This window comes from Methylophilus sp. YYY-1, assembly GCF_029132825.1.
Taxonomy (GTDB): domain Bacteria; phylum Pseudomonadota; class Gammaproteobacteria; order Burkholderiales; family Methylophilaceae; genus Methylophilus; species Methylophilus glucosoxydans.
On the sequence record NZ_WOVG01000003.1, the window covers coordinates 131971 to 148291 of the forward strand.

Below are 16321 nucleotides of genomic sequence, written 5' to 3' on the forward strand. Positions count from 1 at the left end.
TGCCTTGGCTATCAACCAAGGCATTTTAAAAACAGCGATTGAATCTATTAACTAAGCATGGTCTTTCCGCCCATATAGGGTTGTAATGCTTTAGGAATATTCACAGTACCATCAGCATTTTGGTTATTCTCCAGCACAGCTACAAGCGTACGGCCGACGGCCAGACCAGAACCATTCAAGGTATGCAACAACTCAGGCTTGCCATTGGCATTACGGAAACGGGCCTGCAAACGGCGCGCCTGGAAGGCTTCGCAGTTGGAAACAGATGAAATTTCACGGTAGGTATTCTGTGCGGGCAACCAGACTTCGAGGTCGTAGGTTTTAGCCGCGCCAAAGCCCATATCGCCGGTGCAAAGTGAGACAACGCGGTATGGCAGTTCGAGTGCCTGCAAAATCGCCTCGGCGTGGCCAACCATTTCTTCCAGCGCCTGATAGCTGGTGTCAGGGTGCACAATCTGTACCATCTCGACTTTATCAAACTGGTGCTGACGGATCATGCCTTTGGTATCTTTACCATAAGACCCGGCCTCTGATCGGAAGCATGGGGTATGCGCGGTCAGCTTGATCGGCAGGCTGTCCATGGCGACAATTTCATCCCGCACCGTGTTGGTCAGCGTGACTTCTGAAGTCGGGATCAGGTAGAGCTTGCTGTCATTGTGGGCGGTAGAGAACAAATCCTCTTCAAACTTGGGTAATTGGCCGGTACCGATCAGGGTTTCGCGGTTAACCATATACGGCGTATAGCACTCGGTATAGCCATGTTTCTCGGTCTGGGTGTCCAGCATAAACTGGGCAATCGCGCGGTGCAGTTTGGCAATCTGACCTTTCATAAAGGTGAAGCGCGCGCCTGAGAGCTTGGCTCCTGTATCAAAATCCAGCCCTAATGCCGCACCGACATCAGCGTGGTCTTTGACTGCAAAGTCAAACTGGCGTGGCGTGCCCCAGCGACGCACTTCGACGTTTTGGGTTTCATCCTGCCCGACCGGCACGCTCTCATGCGGCAGGTTAGGCACGTTTTGCATAAGCGCCAGCATGCTCGCTTGCACTTCATTGAGTTGTGCCTCGGCCACTTTCAGCGCATCGCCCAAACCAGCTACCTCGGCCAGAATGGCACTGGCATCTTCGCCTTTGGATTTGGCGATGCCGATTTGCTTGGAGGCTGCATTGCGTTTGGCCTGCAGGGTTTCGGTATTGGTCTGAATGGTTTTACGGTGGGCCTCGAGCGCTTTAAACTCTTCTGCGGGGAATACAAATTTCCGTGCCGCCAGACGGGCAACCACGTTATCCAAATCATTTCTAAGCTGTTGAATGTCTAACATTATTTTTTCGCTTTGCTTTTTAAGTATTGCTGATCAAGGTCTTTAAGTTGATTGAGTTTCTCGCTTATTTTACCTTCCAATCCACGCGGTGTGGGCTGGTAAAATTGTGGCGGATCCATGTCATCAGGGAAGTATTGTTCGCCTGCGGCGTAAGCACCAGGTTCATTGTGCGCATAGCGGTATTCTTTGCCATAGTCGAGCGCTTTCATGAGTTTGGTGGGCGCATTTCTCAAATGCAAGGGCACGTTGCGGGACTTGTCTTGCGCCACAAACGCCTTGGCCTGATTGTAGGCCATATAGCCCGCATTACTTTTAGCTGCTACGGCCAGGTAAATCACAGCTTGCGCCAGGGCCAGTTCGCCTTCTGGGCTGCCCAACCGCTCAAACGTCAAAGCGGCATCATTGGCAATCTGCATGGCGCGTGGATCAGCCAATCCAATATCTTCCCAAGCCATGCGGATAATGCGACGGGCCAGATACAGTGGCTCAGCGCCGCCATCGAGCATGCGCATGAGCCAGTACAAGGCGGCATCCGGATTGGAGCCGCGCACGGATTTGTGCAGGGCAGAAATCTGGTCGTAGAAGGCTTCACCGCCTTTATCAAAGCGGCGCAGCTTGCTAGCCATGGTGGACTGCAAAAAGGATTCATCTATGCGATCCACTTTGGCTGCAATGGCGCCGTTAAACAGGCCTTCAGCAAAATTAAGCAGGCGTCTGGCGTCGCCATCGGCATAGGCGAGCACCTGTTCTTGCACCGTCTCATCTAGGGCAACACCAGGTGCGACTTTTAAGCGCGCACGCTCAAGCAATTGCGCCAGCTCGTCTTCATTTAATGCATTGAGTACAAACACCTGCGCCCGGCTCAGCAACGCGCTATTGACTTCAAATGAGGGGTTTTCGGTGGTGGCGCCAATAAAGGTGATCAGCCCACTTTCGACATAAGGCAAAAACGCATCCTGCTGCCCTTTGTTAAAGCGGTGAACTTCATCGACAAACAGGATGGTATTGCGCCCGGTTTGTTGCAAGGTGAGTTCTGCACGCTCAACGGCTTCGCGGATATCTTTAATGCCGGATAGCACGGCAGAGAGCGGCACAAATTCGGTATCCGCAGTTTGCGCAATCAGGCGCGCCAACGTGGTTTTACCCACCCCTGGTGGGCCCCATAAAATCATCGAGGGCAACTTGCCGGATTCAAATGCGCGTCGCAACGGCTTGCCCTCACCGAGCAGGTGGGTTTGCCCGACCACTTCAGACAATGTTTTTGGTCGTAGCTGCTCAGCAAGTGGAATACTAGAGGGAGTTTGCGGTTCAAACAGGGATGACATGATGATTCTGGCGCGGTCTACTGGCTACTCGCCAACGACATCCACCCCTTTGGGCACAGTAAACAGAAACTGGTTGGCGTTGAGGTTGGGATTCACTTCCACGTTTGAAAACACGATATGCGTGCTTTGACCAAACGCATCCACCAGCCGCATTTCAGCCAGCTTGCCCTGGCTGAAGGAAATGATCACCACCTGAAAACCACTGTCTTTTTGAATTGGCTTGGCCTGTACGCGTTGCAAGCCCTCAAAATCGAGCAAACGCGTGAGACGGAAGCTCTCTTCGACATTAGGACCACCTGCCAGCAAAGCCGCGGGACTGGTGCCTAATACTTTATCTACCGTACGCAGCGTGACTTGCTGCAAGTCGACATCAAACAAAAACACCTGTCGGCCATCGCTAATGATTTGCTGCTCGTAAGGCTTTTGATAATCCCAGCGGAATTTGTTGGGCCGCTGCAATAGCATGGTGCCGTTGACCTCTTGCAGCTTGCGGCCTTTCTGGTCAAAGACGGTCTGCTTGAAGTTAGCGCGCATGGCGTGCGTGCTCTGATAGAACTGCTTTAAATCATCGATGCCATCGGCAAATGCTGTTGAAATGAGACATACGCTACATAACGCCAGCAGCACTCGGGTAAATACTTTATTCATGGTCTCCTCCGGCTTTCACTAATACCTCACGGTTGCCATTGCTTTGCATGGCAGAGACCAGTCCGGCACGTTCCATATCTTCGATCAGGCGGGCAGCGCGGTTGTAGCCTATGCGCAATTGACGCTGCACCGATGAGATAGAGGCGCGGCGTGTTTTGAGCACAATCGCCACTGCTTCATCATACAGCGGGTCTTTTTCGCCACCCGCACTGGCCTCACCACCACCCAGGCTATCCAGGTCGCCGCCTTCGGTCTCATTGGTGAGAATGCCTTCAATGTAGTTTGGTTCGCCTTGCGCCTTGAGGAAGTTAACCACGTTATGCACTTCGCCATCACTGACGAATGCACCGTGAATCCGTTGCGGGTAGCCGCTACCGGGCGGCAGATACAGCATATCCCCCTGGCCGAGCAAAGTTTCGGCGCCCATTTGGTCGAGAATGGTACGCGAGTCTATCTTGCTCGAGACCTGGAATGCCACGCGTGTGGGTACGTTGGCTTTAATCAGGCCGGTAATCACATCTACCGAAGGGCGTTGCGTGGCCAACACCAGATGAATGCCTGAGGCACGGGCTTTTTGCGCCAAGCGTGCAATCAGTTCTTCTACCTTTTTGCCTACCACCATCATCAAGTCAGCCAGCTCATCAATCACAACGACGATCAACGGCATTTCATCGAGTGGCTCCGGCTCGTCCGGTGTCAAACTAAATGGATGCGGGATCGAAGTACCCTGTTTTTTCGCATCGACAATTTTCTGGTTATAGCCAGCCAGGTTACGCACACCCAGCGTAGACATCAGTTTATAGCGACGCTCCATCTCGGCCACACACCAGTTGAGAGCATTGGCGGCCTGACGCATATCGGTCACCACCGGCGCCAACAAATGCGGAATACCCTCATATACAGACAATTCCAGCATTTTCGGGTCAATCAGGATCATGCGCACACGGCTGGCTTCCGCTTTGTACAACAAACTCAAAATCAGCGCATTAATCGCCACCGACTTACCAGAACCGGTGGTCCCCGCTACCAGCACATGCGGCATTTTCGCCAGGTCGGCCACAATCGGCTTGCCGGCAATGTCTTTACCCATGGCAATCGCGAGCGGCGAATTTAAATCGGCATAAGCCTGGCTACCCATAATCTCGGTGAGTGACACGATCTGGCGTTTGGGGTTAGGAATTTCCAGCCCCATATAGCTTTTGCCAGGAATCGTCTCGACCACCCGCACGCTGATCACAGACAAGGCACGCGCCAAATCTTTAGACAGGTTAGTGATCTGGCTGCCTTTGACACCAGGTGCCGGATCCAGCTCATAGCGCGTAATCACCGGACCAGGCTGCGCAGTGACCACCTTAACCTCGATGCCAAAATCCATCAGCTTGCGCTCAATCAGGCGCGAGGTGAAGTCCAGAGTTTCTGCCGATTGCAACTCCACCGACTGGTTAGGCGCATCCAGCAAATGCAACGGTGGCAGGCCTTCCTGCTCTATGGCCTCAAACAACACTGCCTGTTTCTCTTTGACCACGCGCTCGCTTGGCGCGATGGCAACCGCAGGCACAGTAATCTCCACCGGCTTGCGGTCTTCAATGCGCTTGCGTTCCGCCTCGACAAACTCTTCACGCGCCTGCAACACCTGGCGGCCAACTTGACGGTCTTGCCAGTCCTGGTATTTCAATACACTCCATTGGTAAAACTGAATAACCCAGTCACCAAGCCGTTCGCTCATGGTGATCAGCGACCAGCCGGTAAACAGGCTAAAGGCCGTGGCAAATAACACCAGCAACAACATGGTCGATCCGGCAAAACCAAACATATTGCGCAGGAGATGGTCGATGCCGCTACCGATCACCCCACCCTGCTTGAGTGGAAAATCAGCAGGCAAACTCACCAGATGCCCAGACTCCAGGGCTGCAGAGGCAAGCAGCATCAAGGCAAAACCGACGGCATTCAACCACCAATCCTGCTTTTCAGCCGCATTCTGGTGCAGGCGCTGATACATGAGCCACACTACAAAAAAAGCCAACACCACAAACCACCAGGAAGAAAATCCAAACAGAGACAGAAAAATATCGGCCATCCAGGCACCTACCGTGCCGCCTGCATTGTGAATGCGGTCACTCTCGCCCACCGCGTGCGTCCAGCCTGGATCTTCATGCGAGTAAGTCAGTAAAATCACCGCCAAAAAAACACCGAGTGCCGCCAGCGCAATCCAGGCAACTTCACGGATAAGCTTGGCGTCGCGCAGCTGTTTTTCCGTCGAGACTTTTTCCAGACGGACATTAGCGGCTTTTTTCTTATTAAAAAACAATATGTTGTCTCTTTCTCTGCAAGAGTGAACTTAAATGATTATAGCAAAATCAAATTGCAGACAGGGGAACGAGGTTCTAAAATACCCTAATCACTCACAAGGAGAGCTCATGGATATCGGAATTAACAATGAAAACCGCCAGGAAATCGCGCAAGGCTTGTCCAAGCTGCTGGCAGACACTTACACGTTATATCTCAAAACGCACTATTTTCATTGGAACGTCACTGGCCCGATGTTCAATACCTTGCATTTGATGTTTGAAACACAATACACCGAGCTCGCATTGGCCGTAGACCTGGTGGCTGAGCGTATCCGTTCACTGGGCGTGTATGCGCCAGGCACTTACGCACAATTTTCCAAGTTGACTTCGATTGAAGAAACCGTGGACGTGCCTAAAGCCAACGACATGATCAGCGAACTGGTGGCTGGTCACGAAGCGGTTTGCCGCACAGCACGTAGCGTGTTCCCGGCAGCCGACAAAGCCTCTGATGAAGCCACGGCTGACTTGCTGACTCAACGCCTGCAAGTTCATGAAAAGACTGCTTGGATGCTAAGAAGCCTGTTGGAAAAATAATTCCGAGCAGTCTTTCAGTGTAGGCTAAGCTGCTGGTGATGTCGGAACTAAAAAACTGAATGGATGTTACGTAGCTTATTAGAAAAATAAGCTACGGATGCAGTTTTTCGTTGTAGGCTCACTCGGCGTAGCCGATGTTAAGCAAAGCGGCCTAAGCCAAAAAACTGCTTGGATGCTAAGAAGCTTGCTGAAAAAATCTTTATATATTGATCACTTGACTGGAAGATGACCATTTAAAACCCCATGATCATCCCCATCTGAATAAAAATAACCTTCCTGAATGGAATTTTCACCATGGCAACTAAACACGCCCGTTTAATGATTCTTGGCTCCGGCCCTGCCGGGTATACGGCAGCCGTCTATGCGGCTCGCGCCAACCTTAACCCGGTTTTAATCACTGGTCTCGCGCAAGGTGGCCAGCTCATGACCACCACCGAAGTCGATAACTGGCCTGCAGATGCCAACGGCGTCATGGGTCCGGAACTGATGGCGCGCTTTCAGCAACATGCCGAGCGCTTTAACACCGAGATGATTTTTGACCACATTCATACCACCCATCTCACAGAAAAACCGATTCGTTTGGTGGGCGACAGTGGCGAGTACACCTGCGATGCACTGATTATTGCAACAGGCGCTTCTGCCAAATACCTGGGCCTGCCCAGCGAAGAAGCGTTTGCTGGCAAAGGCGTGTCCGCCTGTGCCACCTGTGACGGCTTCTTCTACCGCAATCAGGAAGTCGCGGTAGTGGGTGGTGGCAACACCGCAGTGGAAGAAACGCTTTATCTGGCAAACATTGCCAGCAAGGTCACCCTGGTTCACCGCCGTGACAAATTCAAGGCCGAAGCCATTTTGGTAGACAAGCTGATGGAGCGCGTGAAAGAAGGCAAAGTGGTACTAGAAACCTTCCAGACGCTGGATGAAGTGCTCGGTGACAACACGGGCGTGACTGGCATGCGTCTGAAAGACGCAAATTCTGGCACCACCAAGGACATCCCTCTCAAAGGCGTGTTTATTGCCATTGGTCACCAGCCGAATACGCAAATCTTTGAAGGCCAGCTGGAGATGGAGGGCGGTTATATTGTCACCCAGGCCGGCCGCCAGGGCAATTTTACAGCGACCAGCATCCCCGGCGTATTTGCTGCAGGCGATGTGCAAGACCATATTTACCGCCAGGCAGTCACCAGTGCCGGGACCGGTTGTATGGCTGCGCTAGATGCCGAGCGCTATCTGACCAGTCTGGAATAAATCCAGCAGCAATCGTGAAGAAGCGCACCCCGGTGCGCTTTTTTATTTTAAAATCGGGTTATGTCACAAGAACACCCGGACAACGATGAAAATGATGTGTCACTGTTTTACGAAGCAGTCAAAGGCGCACGTCCGGTCAAAACCAACCGCGTTTCCCATGCGCCAAAAAAACCCAAACCGATTCCGCGCCAACTGATCCGCGATGAAAAACAGGCACTGATCGATTCACTCAGTGACCACTACATCCCTGCCTACGAACTCGAAAGCGGCGAAGAATTACTGTATTTGCGCGAAGGCCAATCGCCGATGGTGTTAAGCAAACTGCGCCGTGGTCATTGGGTGGTGCAAGCGCATATCGACTTGCATGGACTGATCAGTGATGAGGCCAGGGTCACAGTCTCCGAATTTATTGCCGGCTGTAAAAAACGTGGGCTGCGTTGTGTACGCATCGTGCATGGCAAAGGCTTGGGCTCGCGCAATAAAGAGCCTGTGCTTAAACACAAATTACGCAACTGGCTCATGCAAAAGGATGAAGTGATTGCCTATGCCCAGGCACGGGCCAATGATGGCGGCAGCGGGGCCGTGATCGTCTTGCTCAAAGCATAAACGCGCTGCCATCTCTGGCAACGCGTCATGAGCCTCAATCAAAAACTTACCAATATTGTGGAGATGGATGGTGGCGCGGACCATGTCCTCTCATGGCGGCTGGACGGTAGACTGGTGCTGGCATCGGCTGTACCTGTGCGACATTTGGCCTCACCATCACAGCCACTTCCAGCGTTGGGCCGGGATCGCGGTCCATCATGGTAGCGTATTGCCGGCCCTGATATTCATAATTCACCAGATAGCCGGTGGTCACGGTTTGCCACTGGTCCACCATCACACATTGCTGCACGGGGCGGGTGACAACACGCTCATTGCCATAGGGATTCTGGTTGTCCACGCGGTCACCGACAATGGCGCCTACCCCGGCACCAACAGCGGCAGCAGCCACACGGCCACCACCACGGCCTATGGTGCTGCCCAGCAAACCACCTGCTACGCCACCAATAATGGCGCCGGTGTTAGATCGCGCCGGCGCCTGATAAACACTCTCATTGATGTATTCAGTGCGGCACTCCTGACGTGGCTGATTGACTTGTTGCACTTGGGGTGCCACCGACAGCACCCGCGCCCGGTCTATATATTCGGCATCGGCAAATGCAGCCTGGCTGGCCAGCAACATCCAGGCACTGATTGCGATAGTTTTACGCACGTTGTTTCTCCTCTCAACATTCACACTGCATGTGGCAGTTGAGATTGATAACGTGCAGGCTGTTCAGTGCGATGACGCACAGACAGGACGCCGTGAGCGAAATTTTGTATCAGCGTGGATACAAGCAGGTTATTGATTGCTATTGGCCAGCTTGAGTAACTCGCCGCGTTGCTGGATTTCAATCACGCCGCGTCCCATGGTCAACCAGCCTTTTTGTTCCAGGCGCTTAAGCTGGCGGCTGATGACTTCACGTGCGGTGCCCAATTCGTCAGCGATCTGCTGATGGGTGCGCTGTATGGTGTTATTGCCCATGTCCAATAGCCACTTGGCCAGGCGTGCATCCAGCGTCTGAAAAGCGACTTCATCCAGCAACACAATGAGGTCGCTGATCAGTGCGCCGTAGTTCTGCATGACGTATTGCCTGAACACCGGCGAATCAATCATGAGTTTATGAAAAATGGCTTCCGGGATAATCACATCCTGAATGTCATCCTCAACCACTGTAGAGGCCGGATATTGGCTATTGCCTAACAGGCAAGTTGTCGTGATCACACAGGTTTCACCGGCACCCACGCGATAAAGCACGATTTCTCGCCCGCTGGCTGACATTTTATAAACGCGCGAGCGCCCTTTTAAACGCAGCACATAGCCACCGCAATGATCACCTTCGCGATAGCCAATCGCACCAACCGGCGCCTCTACAATGCGCGCATACTGCGAAACCAGTTTTTTTGCAGAGTCTTCCAATGCTTCCAGTTCTGGAAACAGACTGATCCATCCTAATGATTGCATCATCCCAATATCCCCATTCGTTCATTTTTTTGCTTGTCATACCTGCATGACAGCCACTTTTTTTATGTACTGCACTTTATCACAGTTTGATTTGCATCCCTGTTTCAGATGGATTTGGCATGTGAACATGCGATGGCAACTTGGTAGAGGTCGAGGGTCATCGTCATAGGATTGACCGCAAGCTTGCCCAAAAAATATGCAAATTGGATTAAGTTGATAACGCACCCCGTCAGTCCATCATCCGCAACACACAAAAAGTCATGCCCAGATAAGTGTTAAAGCGTACACAATCTGTGACAACAGGTTTATGATTGAATTTCAACGTACAAAGAAAATAAAAATATAAATGATTATGCAAGGGGTAATATGCAAACTTCAGAAATTGCGGTGGATCTGTTTGATCAGCTAAGGGCCTCGGCCGATCAAGCCAGTCAGTTAATGAAGGCCATGGCCAATACAGACCGCTTGATGCTGTTGTGCCAACTGTCACAAGGCGAAAAATCCGTCAGTGAATTAGAGGCCTGCCTGAATCTCAGGCAACCCAGCTTGTCACAACAGTTAACCGTGTTGCGCGAAGCGCAGCTGGTGACCACCCGCCGCGAAGGTAAAAACGTGTTTTACCGCATAGGCAGCCCCGCCGCGCTTGCAGTGATCCAGGTGTTACACCACGAGTTTTGCAAATAATCCGGCGGGGACCATGCATCATTGCCGAGGACGTCACGATGAATCTTAAACAAATCGACCAACATTACAGTATCAGCGACCAACTCACGCCTGAAGATTTAAATGCGCTGGCTGCGCAAGGCACGACCTTGGTGGTCAACTTCAGGCCTGATGGCGAGGGCGGCGAATCGCAGCCTGTCAGCCAGGCCTTGGCCTCGCAAGCAGCGGCGCTAGGCATAGCCTATGCGTACATCCCGGTAGTCCCCAACCAGATCTCAACCGAGCATGTGGCTCAACTGCAAACCTTGCTGATCAGCCACCCGGGACCCGTCGTCGGCTTTTGCCGTACTGGCAACCGGGCCAATCAAGTCTACCAACTGGCCTTGCAGTCGCCCGCTGTGGCTGCCCAAAGCAAACCTGCTTGTTGCGGTGGATCAGCGGAGACCAAAGAGGGCTTACTGGATAAAGTCAAAGGCTGGTTCAAAGAATAAAATCAATAAGAGAAGACGGTTTCACACCATGCAAAAAAATAACTTTGATATTGTGATTGTCGGTGGTGGCGCGGCGGGTTGTGCTATGGCTGCCAGCCTGAAAAAACGCGATAACACACTTGCGATTGCCATTATTGAGCCGACAGCGCAGCATTATTACCAGCCAGCCTGGACCTTAGTCGGCGCGGGCGAGTTTGACGCAGCGAATACGGTACGCCCCATGGCTGAATGCATCCCGCACGGTGTCACCTGGCTACACGCGGCAGCGACCGGCTTTATGCCTGAAGAAAAACACGTTGTCACTGACCGCCTGGGCAAGATTCAATATCAACAACTGGTGGTTGCCGCAGGCCTTAAACTGCATTGGGAGGGCATTAAAGGTTTGCCAGAAACGCTGGGCAAACATGGGGTGACCTCAAACTACCGCTTTGACCTGGCTCCTTACACCTGGCAACTGGTGCAGCAATTACAGTCGGGCAAAGCCCTGTTCACTCAGCCCCCCATGCCAATCAAATGTGCAGGCGCACCGCAAAAAGCGCTCTATCTTTCTTGTGCAGAATGGTTGGCACAGGGTCGGCTAGGCCAGATCAAGGCCTCGTTTTACAGTGCCGCACCCGCTTTGTTTGGCGTGAAAGAGTATGTGGAGCCGCTGATGCAGTATATCCGTCGCTATCAGGTGGATTTGCATTTGAATAGCACGCTGGTAGAAGTGGACGGCCCCAACAAAACCGCCTGGTTTAATATCAAGGATGCCGACGGCAACGTGCAGCGCATCAGCGAAACGTTTGACATGCTGCATGTGGTGCCGCCACAAACGGCGCCCGACTTTATCAAGCAAAGCCCGTTAGCGAATGCGGATGGCTGGGTGGAAGTCGATCAGCACAGTTTGCAACATGTGCGCTATCCAGATATTTTCGGCGTGGGTGACTGCACCAACACCCCCAATGCCAAAACCGCAGCGGCAGCTCGCAAACAAGTGGTCATTGCCGCAGAAAACCTGTTGGCGGCGCGGGCGGGCCTGGCACTGCCCTCGCGTTATGACGGTTATGGTTCCTGCCCGCTGACGGTTGAAAAAGGCAAAATCATCCTGGCGGAATTTGGCTATGGTGGCAAAATTGTCCCCACCTTCCCTTGGGATTCAACCAAAGCCCGCCGTTCTGCCTGGTGGCTCAAGAAATACCTGTTACCAAAGGTCTATTGGCACCTGATGCTCAAAGGTCGCGAATGGCTGGCCAGATGCGGGGCGTGTGGCTAGCACGCACGCCCAAATTAACGTTTAGCTTTGCTGGCGAGAAACTTCTTAAGCCATTGCAAGGTGAGGGCCACACCAAAGCCATTCACCTCACTGGCGACCGCACCCAAGCCATCCTTGTGTGTATAAGACGACAAGTCTATGTGGCACCAATCGACCTCATGCTCGATAAACTTGCCTAAAAACCGTGCAGCAAGCATATGGTCCGCATCACTGTCCATGGTGCACTGCTTGATGTCGGCAATCTCGCTGTCCAACTCGCTGTCGTAGTCTTCTGCATATGGAAACGCCACCACTCGCTCGCCACTCTCAGTACCGGCCTCGACCATCTGCTGCGCCAGGCTGTGCTGGTTGGCAATAATGCCGCTCATACGCGACCCCAGCGCAGTTTGCATGCTGCCGGTGAGTGTGGCGTAATCAAGGATGACATCCGGTTTGCTGCGACTGGCCAGAGTCAGGGTATCAGCCAGCACCATACGGCCTTCGGCATCGGTATGCACGATTTCGATGGTCATGCCATTGAGCGCCGTGACCACATCATTTTGCTTGTAAGCATTGGGGCCAATATGGTTTTGCGCCAGCGCCAGCCAGCAGTCCACATTCACAGCCAACTGTTGTGCGCTAATCGCCTGCAACACACCAACCGCCACCGCGCTGCCGTTCATGTCCTGATGCATGCCTTGCATATATTTGGCCGATTTCAAATTATGGCCGCCGGTATCAAAGCAAATGCCCTTGCCCACCAGCGCCAGTGTTTTTTTCGCCTGCGGATGGCGATAGCTCAACCTCACAATCGCGGCATCCTGCGGCTCAGAGCCTTGCGCGACGGCCACAAAAGCACCTGCGCCCAACGCCCTTAGCCTATCAATATCAAACACCTCATATTGCCACCCTTTTTCGCTGGCCATCGATTGCAAGCACTGCTGATACAGCGATGGCGTCAACATATTTGGCGGCGTCATGGTCAAGGCGCGGCAGACGGTATTACCAGCGACCAAGGCGGTGACTTCTTCCGTCCAGTCCAGGGCATCGACACCAAACAGGCCGATTTCTCGTAAGGACTGACCCTTGTGCTTTTTCTTGAGTACCGGCAAAGCTTGCGCATTCACCAGCGTGACATACGCCGCCTGCCGGGCGAGCACGGTGGCCTGTTTTTTTGCATACACACCAATAGCGATGCGCACAGGATGCTCCTCCAGCAACGGCTTCACCGCGCTGCGTAACAGGCTATTCAACGCAAAACGAGGACTACTGGCCTCGACTTGTACCAGACTCACCAGGCGGCCATCTGGCCATTCAAGCGTGACCGGCTTTTGTGCCAAATCAGCGGCAGTGAGGCCAGCCCGCGCCAGTTTTGCGGCTAATGCTTCGCCAAATGGCAGGGTAGAAAAGTATTTTTCTTCAAATACCAGCAAAATATGCTGCGCAAATGCTGACAACACGGTTGAATTGACTTCAGAATTTTGGGACCACTCGATGCGCATACAGTCAGAAAACACTCTTATATAAAATATTAAATAAACGTAGCAAAAGCCAGTAGACAAGCGTGTCTAGCTGATGCAAAACTTGACCAAAAGCGTCAAAAAAGAGACACTTACAGCTAATTGATAGCTTGCTGAGACTCATCACTTGAGTGCAGCAACGTGATACCATAAAAGTAGTGTCCAATTTCGGAATCCCTTCTTGGTAATCAACACTTTCTCAGCTCTAGGCATTGCTCGAAGCTAGATTATACGCATAGCGACTTAAAACTCGGAGAATCCTCACGCATGGCAACGCATTCGCAAGCACACCTCAATGAAACAGACGCACAAGAAACCCAGGAGTGGTTAGAAGCCCTCAGCGCAGTCATTGAGAATGAAGGGCCAGAACGTGCCCACTTTCTGTTGGAAGCAATGATTGATCAGGCCCGCCGTTCTGGCGGCCATTTGCCTTACAAAGCGACCACCGCTTATGTGAATACCATCCCCACCCACTTGCAGGCCAAACTGCAAGGCGATCCCGAGATGGAGCGCCGTATCCGTGCCCTGATCCGCTGGAATGCGATCATGACTGTGTTGCGTGCCAATGAAAAATCGCCCGGCATTGGCGGTCACATCGCCAGCTTCCAGTCTGCAGCCACTTTATATGACGTGGGCTTTAACCACTTTTTCCGTGCAGCCAACGAGAGTTTTGGTGGCGACTGTGTGTATTTCCAGGGGCACTCCTCACCAGGCGTGTACGCACGTGCCTTCCTTGAAGGCCGCATCACTGAAGAGCAGATGGATAACTTCCGTCAGGAAACCGGTGGCAATGGCCTGTCCAGCTACCCGCACCCCTGGCTGATGCCGGATTTCTGGCAGTTCCCTACCGTGTCCATGGGTTTAGGGCCATTGGCCGGGATTTACCAGGCACGTTTCCTCAAGTACCTGCATAACCGTGGCATTGCCGATACCTCAGACCGCAAAGTCTGGGTATTCTGTGGCGATGGCGAGATGGATGAGCCAGAATCACAAGGCGCGATCTCGCTGGCGGCGCGTGAAGGTCTGGATAACCTGATTTTCGTGATCAACTGTAACTTGCAGCGCTTGGATGGCCCGGTACGCGGCAACGGCAAGATTATTCAGGAATTGGAATCCAACTTCCGCGGCGCGGGCTGGAACGCGATCAAGGTCATTTGGGGTTCTTACTGGGATCCGCTGCTGGCCATGGATAAAGACGGCCTTCTGCGCAAACGCATGGAAGAGTGCGTGGACGGTGAATACCAGAACTTTAAACAAAAAGGCGGCGCCTATACCCGCGAGCATTTCTTTGGCAAATATCCAGAACTGCGTGAAATGGTGGCTGCGATGTCAGATGCCGACATCTGGCGCCTGAACCGTGGTGGTCATGATCCGCACAAAGTGTTCGCAGCTTACCAGGCTGCAGTGACTCACAAAGGTCAACCTACTGTCATCCTCGCCAAAACTGTTAAGGGTTATGGCATGGGCGAAGCCGGCGAAGGCCAAAACACTACCCACCAGCAAAAGAGCATGGATATTGCCTCACTGAAGGCGTTCCGTGACCGTTTTGACCTGCCATTGACTGACGAGCAGGTAGAAAACCTGTCTTACTACCGTCCGGCTGAAGACAGCCCGGAAATCAAGTACATGATGGAACGCCGCGCAGCTTTAGGTGGCTTTGTACCTAGCCGCCGCCGTAAAGGCAACGAGCTGACCGTGCCTGAACTGTCAGCCTTTGAAAACATGCTGGGCGCCACCGGTGACCGTGAAATCTCCACCACTATGGCCTTTGTGCGTATCCTGTCTACGCTGGTGCGTGACAAACAAGTCGGCAAATATGTGGTGCCTATCGTGCCGGATGAAGCGCGTACATTTGGCATGGAAGGCATGTTCCGCCAACTGGGCATTTACTCTTCGGTGGGCCAGTTGTATGAGCCACAAGATTCTGATCAGGTGATGTTCTACAAGGAATCACAAAGCGGCCAGATTTTAGAAGAAGGCATTAACGAAGCCGGCTCTTTTGCCAGCTGGCTAGCCGCGGCGACGTCTTACAGCGTTACCGGCACCCAGATGATTCCGTTCTACATCTATTACTCCATGTTTGGCTTCCAGCGTATTGGCGACTTTGCCTGGGCCGCGGGCGACAGCCGTGCCCGTGGTTTCTTGCTGGGCGCGACTGCTGGCCGTACCACCCTCAACGGTGAAGGCTTGCAACATGAAGACGGCCATAGCCACTTGATGTCCGCGACCATTCCTAACTGTATCTCCTACGATCCTACCTTTGCTTACGAGCTGGCTGTGATCATCCAGGAAGGCATGCGCCGCATGGTGCAAAATCAGGAAGATGTGTATTACTACATCACCCTGATGAACGAAAACTATAGCCATCCGGCTATGCCGGAAGGCAGTGCCGAGGGCATCCTCAAAGGCATGTACAGCTTCAGCAAGTCGAAAGCCAAAGGCCCGAAAGTACAATTGATGGGTTCTGGTGTGATTCTGCGTGAAGTGATTGCTGCCGCCGAGTTGCTGGAACAAGACTGGGGCGTGTCTGCGGATGTTTGGAGTGTGACCAGCTTTACCGAGCTGCGTCGCGACGGTATTGACGCCGAGCGTCACAACCTGCTGCATCCAGAAGCCAAACCTAAACTGAGCTATGTTGAAGCCTCGCTGCAAAAAGCAGAGGGCCCTGTGATTGCCTCTACGGATTACATGCGCAGCTTTGCCGACCAGATTCGTCCATTTGTACCCAACAGATTCGTGACCCTGGGTACAGACGGTTACGGCCGCTCTGACTCTCGTGAAGCCCTGCGCAGCTTCTTTGAAGTTGACCGTTACTATGTGACGCTGGCCGCACTGAAAGCCCTGGCGGACGACGGCAAACTGCCAGCCAGCAAGGCCGCCGAAGCCATTAAAAAATACAATATCGACATTAGTCGTGCCAACCCGGCTACGATTTAAGGTCACGACA

14 protein-coding genes are annotated in these 16321 nt (G+C 52.8%); 7 read left to right on the forward strand and 7 right to left on the reverse strand.

The genetic code is table 11. The features are described from left to right. Positions 1–47: 47 nt before the first annotated feature. The 4 genes from serS to GOC95_RS09815 are packed head-to-tail and all read right to left on the reverse strand — an operon-like array spanning position 48 to position 5600. A complete protein-coding gene (serS, locus tag GOC95_RS09800; protein ID WP_275356891.1) occupies positions 48–1319 on the reverse strand; it encodes a serine--tRNA ligase in 1272 nt (423 codons plus the stop codon). Continuing rightward, positions 1319–2644 carry a replication-associated recombination protein A gene (locus GOC95_RS09805; RefSeq protein WP_275356892.1) on the reverse strand — a complete coding sequence of 442 codons (1326 nt, stop codon included), beginning with the start codon at positions 2642–2644 and terminating at the stop codon, positions 1319–1321. The genes serS and GOC95_RS09805 overlap by 1 nt, the downstream gene beginning before the upstream one ends. Positions 2645–2668: 24 nt before the next feature. Then, positions 2669–3292: an outer membrane lipoprotein chaperone LolA gene (gene lolA, locus GOC95_RS09810; RefSeq protein ID WP_275356893.1), complete on the reverse strand. Its 624-nt coding sequence runs from the start codon at positions 3290–3292 to the stop codon at positions 2669–2671. Next, positions 3285–5600, reverse strand: a complete 2316-nt coding sequence (locus GOC95_RS09815) for a DNA translocase FtsK (protein ID WP_275356894.1) — start codon at positions 5598–5600, stop codon at positions 3285–3287. The genes lolA and GOC95_RS09815 overlap by 8 nt, the downstream gene beginning before the upstream one ends. 109 nt (positions 5601–5709) lie before the next feature. Here GOC95_RS09815 and GOC95_RS09820 point away from each other — a divergent pair, with 109 nt between their 5' ends. The 3 genes from GOC95_RS09820 to GOC95_RS09830 all read left to right on the forward strand — a co-directional run bounded on the left by GOC95_RS09820 (position 5710) and on the right by GOC95_RS09830 (position 8025). Continuing rightward, positions 5710–6174: a Dps family protein gene (locus GOC95_RS09820; RefSeq protein ID WP_275356895.1), complete on the forward strand. Its 465-nt coding sequence runs from the start codon at positions 5710–5712 to the stop codon at positions 6172–6174. A gap of 294 nt (positions 6175–6468) precedes the next feature. After that, the gene (gene trxB / locus GOC95_RS09825; protein WP_275356896.1) at positions 6469–7419 is read left to right on the forward strand and encodes a thioredoxin-disulfide reductase; all 951 of its coding nucleotides are present in this window, start codon (positions 6469–6471) and stop codon (positions 7417–7419) included. A 60-nt stretch (positions 7420–7479) separates the two neighbouring features. Next, positions 7480–8025, forward strand: coding sequence for a Smr/MutS family protein (locus GOC95_RS09830; RefSeq protein ID WP_194747092.1), 546 nt, complete (start codon positions 7480–7482; stop codon positions 8023–8025). 46 nt (positions 8026–8071) lie between these two features. On the opposite strand, the gene GOC95_RS09835 is transcribed toward GOC95_RS09830, so the two are convergent. Then, entirely contained in the window at positions 8072–8674 is a 603-nt protein-coding gene (locus tag GOC95_RS09835; protein WP_275356897.1) for a glycine zipper 2TM domain-containing protein, read from the reverse strand. 129 nt (positions 8675–8803) lie between these two features. Continuing rightward, positions 8804–9469, reverse strand: coding sequence for a Crp/Fnr family transcriptional regulator (locus GOC95_RS09840; protein WP_194747094.1), 666 nt, complete (start codon positions 9467–9469; stop codon positions 8804–8806). Between the two features lie 363 nt (positions 9470–9832). On the opposite strand from GOC95_RS09840, the gene GOC95_RS09845 reads away from it, so the two are divergent. Genes GOC95_RS09845 through GOC95_RS09855 form a run of 3 tightly spaced genes read left to right on the forward strand, consistent with a single transcriptional unit; the run spans position 9833 to position 11875 of the window. Further along, positions 9833–10150 carry a metalloregulator ArsR/SmtB family transcription factor gene (locus GOC95_RS09845; RefSeq protein WP_194747095.1) on the forward strand — a complete coding sequence of 106 codons (318 nt, stop codon included), beginning with the start codon at positions 9833–9835 and terminating at the stop codon, positions 10148–10150. Between the two features lie 38 nt (positions 10151–10188). Then, positions 10189–10620, forward strand: coding sequence for a sulfur transferase domain-containing protein (locus GOC95_RS09850; protein ID WP_275356898.1), 432 nt, complete (start codon positions 10189–10191; stop codon positions 10618–10620). 28 nt (positions 10621–10648) lie between these two features. Further along, positions 10649–11875, forward strand: coding sequence for an FAD/NAD(P)-binding oxidoreductase (locus GOC95_RS09855; RefSeq protein WP_275356899.1), 1227 nt, complete (start codon positions 10649–10651; stop codon positions 11873–11875). Positions 11876–11889: 14 nt separating this feature from the next. Here GOC95_RS09855 and GOC95_RS09860 read toward each other — a convergent pair whose 3' ends face one another. After that, positions 11890–13356 carry a leucyl aminopeptidase family protein gene (locus tag GOC95_RS09860; RefSeq protein WP_275356900.1) on the reverse strand — a complete coding sequence of 489 codons (1467 nt, stop codon included), beginning with the start codon at positions 13354–13356 and terminating at the stop codon, positions 11890–11892. A 285-nt stretch (positions 13357–13641) separates the two neighbouring features. Between GOC95_RS09860 and aceE the strand changes: the two genes are divergently transcribed. Beyond that, positions 13642–16311 carry a pyruvate dehydrogenase (acetyl-transferring), homodimeric type gene (gene aceE / locus GOC95_RS09865; protein ID WP_275356901.1) on the forward strand — a complete coding sequence of 890 codons (2670 nt, stop codon included), beginning with the start codon at positions 13642–13644 and terminating at the stop codon, positions 16309–16311. Positions 16312–16321 lie beyond the last annotated feature (10 nt).